Consider the following 5949-nt stretch of genomic DNA (forward strand, 5'->3'; position numbering starts at 1 on the left):
ACCACCTCGCCGTGCACGTTGGTGAGTGTGACGGTGGCGTCGCGCACGGGGCTGCCGTCGGCGGTGAGCACGGCGCCCGCGAGGCGTCCGGCGCCGCCGAGGACCACGTCCAGCTCGACGGGGCGTTCGCCCACGGTGACGGAGACGGCCTGCGGCTGGTGGCCGCCCGCCGCCGCGATGAGCACGTAGGAGCCGGCGCCGGGGGTGGCCAGCGCGTAGCGGCCGTCGTCGCCGCTGGCGCCCCGGCCGATCTGCACCCCGCCGACGTCGATGAGGGTCAGCGCGGCGCGGGGCACGACGGTGCCGTCCGGGTGCTGGACGGTGCCGCAGACCGCGATCCCGGCGGTGTGCGGCACGCGGGCCTGGGGCGGTACGGGGATGCCCGGCACGGTGTCCGGGTCGGTGGCAAGGGGGGCGTGCTGGGACACCAGGGGTTTCTCCTTGAGGAAGAAGGCGATGATCAGGCCGAGGACGAGCACCGGCACCAGGTAGAGGAAGATCCGGGGCATGGCGTCGGCGTAGGCGTGGATGTAGGCGTCCCGCAGCGCCGGGGGCAGCGCGTGCACGAGCTGCGGGGTGATCGCCTCGGGGTCGGGCAGCGCGGCCGAGGCGTCCGCCGGAAGGTCCTCGCGCAGGGCGTCGGTGAGCCGGTTGGCGAAGAGGGTGCCGAAGATGGCGGCGCCGACGCTGCCGCCGATCTGCCGGAAGTAGTTGTTGGCGCTGGTGGCGGTGCCGAGGTCGGCGGGGCGGACGGAGTTCTGCACGGCGAGCACCAGGACGGGCATGACCAGGCCGATGCCGGTGCCGAGGACGGCCATCCAGGCGCTGTAGGACAGCCGGGGGGTGTCGGCCTCCAGCCGGGACAGCAGCCACATGCCGAGCGCGGCGAGCGCCGCACCGGCCACCGGGTAGACCTTGTAGCGGCCGGTGCGGCTGATGAGCTGGCCGCCCACGATGGAGGCGCCGACGATGCCCGCCATCATGGGCAGCATCAGCAGTCCGGACTCGGTGGCGCTGGCCCCGTCGACCATCTGGAGGAAGGTCGGCAGATAGCTGGCCGCGCCGAACAGGGCGACGCCGATGACCAGTCCGACCAGGCCGGCGACGTTGAAGACCGAGTCCCGGAACAGCCGGAGCGGGATGAGGGGTTCGGCGGCGAAACGCTCCGCCACCACGAACAGGATGACGGCGGCGAGGGCGCCCGCGCCGAGGCCGATGATCTCCCTGGAGCCCCAGGCGTACTCGGTCCCGCCCCAACTGGTCAGCAGCACCAGGCAGGTCGAGGCGATGGCGAGCAGCAGCGCGCCGGGCACGTCGAGCCGGGCGCGCTTGCCCGGCCGGGGCAGCTTCAGCACGGCGGCGACCACGGCGAGGGTGACCAGACCGAAGGGGACGTTGATGTAGAAGCACCAGCGCCAGGAGAGGTGGTCGGTGAAGTAGCCGCCGAGCAGCGGTCCGGCGACGGAGGCGAGGCCGAAGGCGGCGCCGATCAGGCCCATGTAGCGGCCGCGCTGCCGGGGCGGCACGATGTCCGCGATGATCGCCTGCACGCCGATCATCAGGCCGCCCGCGCCGATGCCCTGCACCGCGCGGAAGGCGATCATCTGGTCCATGCTCTGCGCGCGCCCGGCGAGGGCGGAGCCGATCACGAAGACCAGGATGGCGAACTGGAAGACGCCCTTGCGGCCGAAGAGATCACCGAGCTTGCCGTAGAGCGGCAGGCCGATGGTGGAGGTCAGCAGGTAGGCGGTGATCGCCCAGGACATCTTGTCCAGGCCGTGCAGCTCGCCGACGATCTTCGGCAGCGCGGTGGCCACGATCATCTGGTCCAGCGCGGCCAGCAGCAGCGCGAGCATCAGCCCGACGAAGACCAACCGCACCTGGCGCGCGCCGAGTCCGGGTGCCGGGGCGGGTGGTGGGTCCAGGTGTTCGACCGGAGCCGGCACCGCCTCGGTGACCGGCTCCTCGCACACCAGCGTCGTTCCGCCCACGTACCGCTCCCCTCGCTCACACCTGTCGCACATCCCGCGTTACGCGACAACTGCGAACACATACGGCGAGTTACGGCATGAATCCGGTCTCGGCGGAGATCACTCGAACCGGTGAGGGGAGCAACGCCCCCCGCACCGGCCGGTGTTTGGAAGGTTCAGCCCTCGACCTGGGCGGCGAGCCTGTCGAGCACCGAGTCGTAGATGCGGCCCAGGCCCTTGGGGGCGAAGGTGCGCTCGAAGAAGCCGCCGATGCCGCCGGCGCCCTTCCAGGTGGTGGTGACCACGACACGGGAGCGGCCCTCGTCGGCAGGGGTGACGCGCCAGGTGGTGACCATGGTGGAGTTCCGGTCCTTCTCGACCAGCTCGCCGGGGGTCGGCTCGCCGACCTCCATCAGGCAGTCGCGTACGCGCTTGCTGGTGGCCTGGAGCTTCCAGTGCACGAGGGTGCCCGCACCGTCGCCGCCCTCGCGGACCTCGTACTCGCTGAAGTGCTCGGGGAGCAGCTTCGGGCGGGTGGTCCGGTAGTCGGTCAGCGCGTCGAACACCCTGTCGGCGTTCGCCGCGACGACTCGTTCCGTAGTGGCCTCGACCTGCGCCATCGCTCTCCTCCACGACCTGTTTTCCAGCGTTTCGGATCAGCCAACCACCCCGGCACCCCGGCTCCAAATCCGGGTCCGCCCGATCATGGGAACAGATGTTCTATTGTGGGGAACGAGCTACCGAGGAGGCGTCATGCGCTGGGAGAACCTGACCGACGAGTCCGGTGGTCACGGCCGGACCCCCGACGGCGCGCTGTTCGGCGCGGACGCCGTGGTGACCCGTACGTTCGACACGCCCGAGTTCAAAGGCATCACCTTTCACGAGGTGCGGGCGCGGTCGATCCTGAACCGGGTGCCGGGCGCGTCCCGGATGCCGTTCGAGTGGACGGTGAACCCCTACCGAGGCTGCTCGCACGCCTGTGTGTACTGCTTCGCCCGCAAGACGCACAGCTATCTCGACCTGGACACCGGGCTCGGCTTCGACTCGCAGATCGTGGTCAAGGTCAACGCGCCCGAGGTGCTGCGCCGCCAGCTGGCCTCGCCGCGCTGGGGCGGGGAGCACGTGGCGATGGGCACCAACGTGGACTGCTACCAGCGTGCGGAGGGCCGGTACAGGTTGATGCCGGGGATCATCGACGCCCTCACCGAGCGGGCCAACCCGTTCTCCATCCTCACCAAGGGCACCCTGATCCTGCGCGACCTGGACCGGCTGGTACGCGCGGCCGAGGTCACCGACGTCGGCATCTCGGTCTCCGTGGGCTTCACCGACCCGGCCCTGTGGCGCACGGTGGAGCCGGGCACCCCGGCGCCCGAGCGACGGCTGGACGTGGTGCGTACCCTCGGCGAGCACGGCATCGGCTGCGCGGTGCTGATGGCCCCGGTGATCCCCTTCCTCAGCGACCAGCCCGCCCAGCTGCGCGACACCGTCCGCGCCATCGCGGAGTCCGGGGCCACCTCGGTGACGCCGCTGGTGCTGCATCTGCGGCCCGGCGCGCGGGAGTGGTTCATGAGCTGGCTCGCCGAGCACCATCCGCACCTGGTGGCCCGCTACCAGCGGCTGTACGCGGGCGGCTCCTACGCCCCCACCTGGTACCAGCGCCGGGTCACCCGCCAGGTGCACGAGCTGGCACGGGAGTACGGCATCGGGCCGACCCGCGCGGGCGCCACCCGGCGCATCCGTCCGGCCCGGCCCGACGAGCGGCCGGCGGAACCGGAGCCGACGCAGCTCACCCTGATGTGAGGGCGTTCGAGGGCATCCGGCGACCCGTTCGGGTCAAGTACGGGGCGGACGGGCTCCGGGCACGGGGATCGCAGGGACGATGCCGCGAGGACCGCATCCCCCGCGGTCCGCGCCATCCTCCGTCCCGTGGAGTTGCCACGCATGAGAACACGCGCAGCCGTGCTGGGCGCGACGGCCGTCCTGCTGGCGGCCTCGGCCACCGCCCTGCCCGTCCAGGCCGCCCCCGCCCCCGCCGCGCCGGGCCTGGCCTGGAAGGACTGCGGCACCCGCGACTACCCGGCCCTTCAGTGCGCCTCCCTGAAGGTCCCGCTGGACCACGCCCGGCCCGCCGGGCGGCAGATCTCGCTCGCCCTGTCCCGCGTCCCGCACACCGCGCGGACCTCCCAGGGCCCGCTCCTGGTCAACCCCGGCGGCCCCGGCGGCAGCGGGCTCAGCCTCGCCGGGTACATCGCCTCCGCGCTGCCCGCGAAGGTGGCCGCGCAGTACGACGTCATCGGCTTCGACCCGCGCGGCGTCGGCAAGAGCGCCCCGGCATTGGACTGCGCCCCGGACCACTTCACGCCGGTACGCCCGGACACCGTCCCGGCCACGCCGGAGCTGGAGCGGCGGAACCTGGACCGGGTGCGGTCCTTCGCCGCCGCCTGCGGCAAGGCCCACGCGGACGTGCTGCCGTACATCGACACCGTCTCGGCCGCCCGTGACCTGGACTCGGTCCGCGCGGCCCTGGGCGCCGGCCGCCTCAGCTACCTCGGCTACTCCTACGGCACCTACCTGGGCGCGGTCTACGCCAAGCTCTTCCCGTCGCGGGTGCACCGCCTGGTGCTGGACTCGATCGTGAACCCGACCGGCGTCTGGTACGAGGACAACCTCACCCAGGACCACGCCTTCGACGCCCGCCACAAGGCCCTGATGGCGTGGATCGCCGTGCACGACGAGGCGTACGGCCTGGGCACCGACCCCGCGCGGATCGAGGCCGACTGGTACGCGATGCGGGCCGCGCTGGCGAAGGACCCGGCGGACAGCAAGGTGGGCGCCGCCGAGCTGGAGGACACGTACATGCCGGGCGGGTACTACGACGGCTACTGGCCCTACCTCGCCGAGGCGCTGGCGTCCTGGGTCCACGACAAGGACACCGGGCCGCTGGAGCAGGCGTACGAGAACTTCGCCGCCGTCGACGCGGGCGGGGACAACAACTACAGCGTCTACACGGCCGTCCAGTGCCGGGACGCGCCCTGGCCGCGCGACTGGCGCCGCTGGTCGCGGGACACCTGGGCGGCCCACCGCAAGTCGCCCTTCATGACCTGGAACAACGCCTGGTACAACGCGCCGTGCGCGTTCTGGCCCACGCCTCCGCGCGAGCCGGTCAACATCGCCAACGGCAAGCTTCCCGCGGCCCTGCTCTTCCAGGCGACGGACGACGCGGCCACCCCGTACTCGGGCGGCCTTATGGCCCACCGTCTCCTGGCCCACTCCAGCCTCGTCGTCGAACAGGGCGGCGGCAACCACGGCATCACCCTGGCCGGCAACTCCTGTCTCGACGGCCATCTCACCGCCTACCTCACCGACGGCACGGTCCCGCGTGGCCGCGGCGCGGTGGACGCGGTCTGCGGCAAGTCCCCCGCCCCGAAACCCCTGGACGCCAAGACGGCCCCCGCCGCTTCGAAGGGCTCGACCCTCCACGGCCTCCTGGGCTTCCGCCACTGACCCCCACCGGTGCCCGCCACCTCGGCGGGCACCGCAAGATCCGGGGGCGCGCGGCCGGTGCCGCTCTCCACGCTCCCCGCCGTGGACACCCGGGCGGGCTTGAGGCCCGGACGGCGCCGAGGACGGCACGTCGGTGCCGGCGGTGCGGTACTTCAGGTCTCAACTCCGCTGCTGCTGACGCGGGATGCGCCCCAGCGCGGTCACGGCGGCCTCCGCCAGGGCCGGGTGGGCGAGCGCCTCGGTCAGTACCCGCTTCGCCCGCGGGTCGGCCAGGGTGCCGAGGCCCTCCACGCAGGCCAGGGCGACCCGGCGGTAGGGGTCGTGGGGGCGGAGACGGCGTTCGAGGGTGGTGATGAGCGCGGGGACCGACTCGGGGGCCCGCAACCGGACGAGCAGGCGCACCGGTTGCAGGGCATAGGCGACGCGGAGTTCATTGGTGGCCAGTGCGGCGGCCGCCCGCGCGGTACGCGGGTCC

4 protein-coding genes and 1 pseudogene are annotated in these 5949 nt (G+C 72.6%); 2 read left to right on the top strand and 3 right to left on the bottom strand.

Features of this window, described 5'->3' with window-relative positions:
* Together GT030_RS30480 and GT030_RS30485 are read right to left on the bottom strand one after the other, a co-directional pair.
* Positions 1–1991 (bottom strand): MFS transporter (locus tag GT030_RS30480; RefSeq protein WP_346009778.1); only part of this gene is annotated, 1991 nt, incomplete at its 3' end.
* A gap of 155 nt (positions 1992–2146) precedes the next feature.
* Positions 2147–2590: an SRPBCC family protein gene (locus tag GT030_RS30485; RefSeq protein WP_161203855.1), complete on the bottom strand. Its 444-nt coding sequence runs from the start codon at positions 2588–2590 to the stop codon at positions 2147–2149.
* Positions 2591–2723: 133 nt separating this feature from the next.
* Here GT030_RS30485 and GT030_RS30490 point away from each other — a divergent pair, with 133 nt between their 5' ends.
* Both GT030_RS30490 and GT030_RS30495 read left to right on the top strand, forming a co-directional pair.
* Entirely contained in the window at positions 2724–3770 is a 1047-nt protein-coding gene (locus GT030_RS30490; RefSeq protein WP_135794584.1) for an Rv2578c family radical SAM protein, read from the top strand.
* A gap of 141 nt (positions 3771–3911) precedes the next feature.
* Positions 3912–5474, top strand: coding sequence for an alpha/beta hydrolase (locus GT030_RS30495; protein WP_161203856.1), 1563 nt, complete (start codon positions 3912–3914; stop codon positions 5472–5474).
* 159 nt (positions 5475–5633) lie between these two features.
* On the opposite strand, the pseudogene GT030_RS30500 reads toward GT030_RS30495, so the two are convergent.
* Positions 5634–5949: pseudogene (locus GT030_RS30500) on the bottom strand (adenylosuccinate lyase); the annotation flags it as partial.

This window comes from Streptomyces sp. SID1328, from assembly GCF_009865595.1.
GTDB classification, from domain to species: Bacteria; Actinomycetota; Actinomycetes; order Streptomycetales; family Streptomycetaceae; genus Streptomyces; species Streptomyces griseoluteus.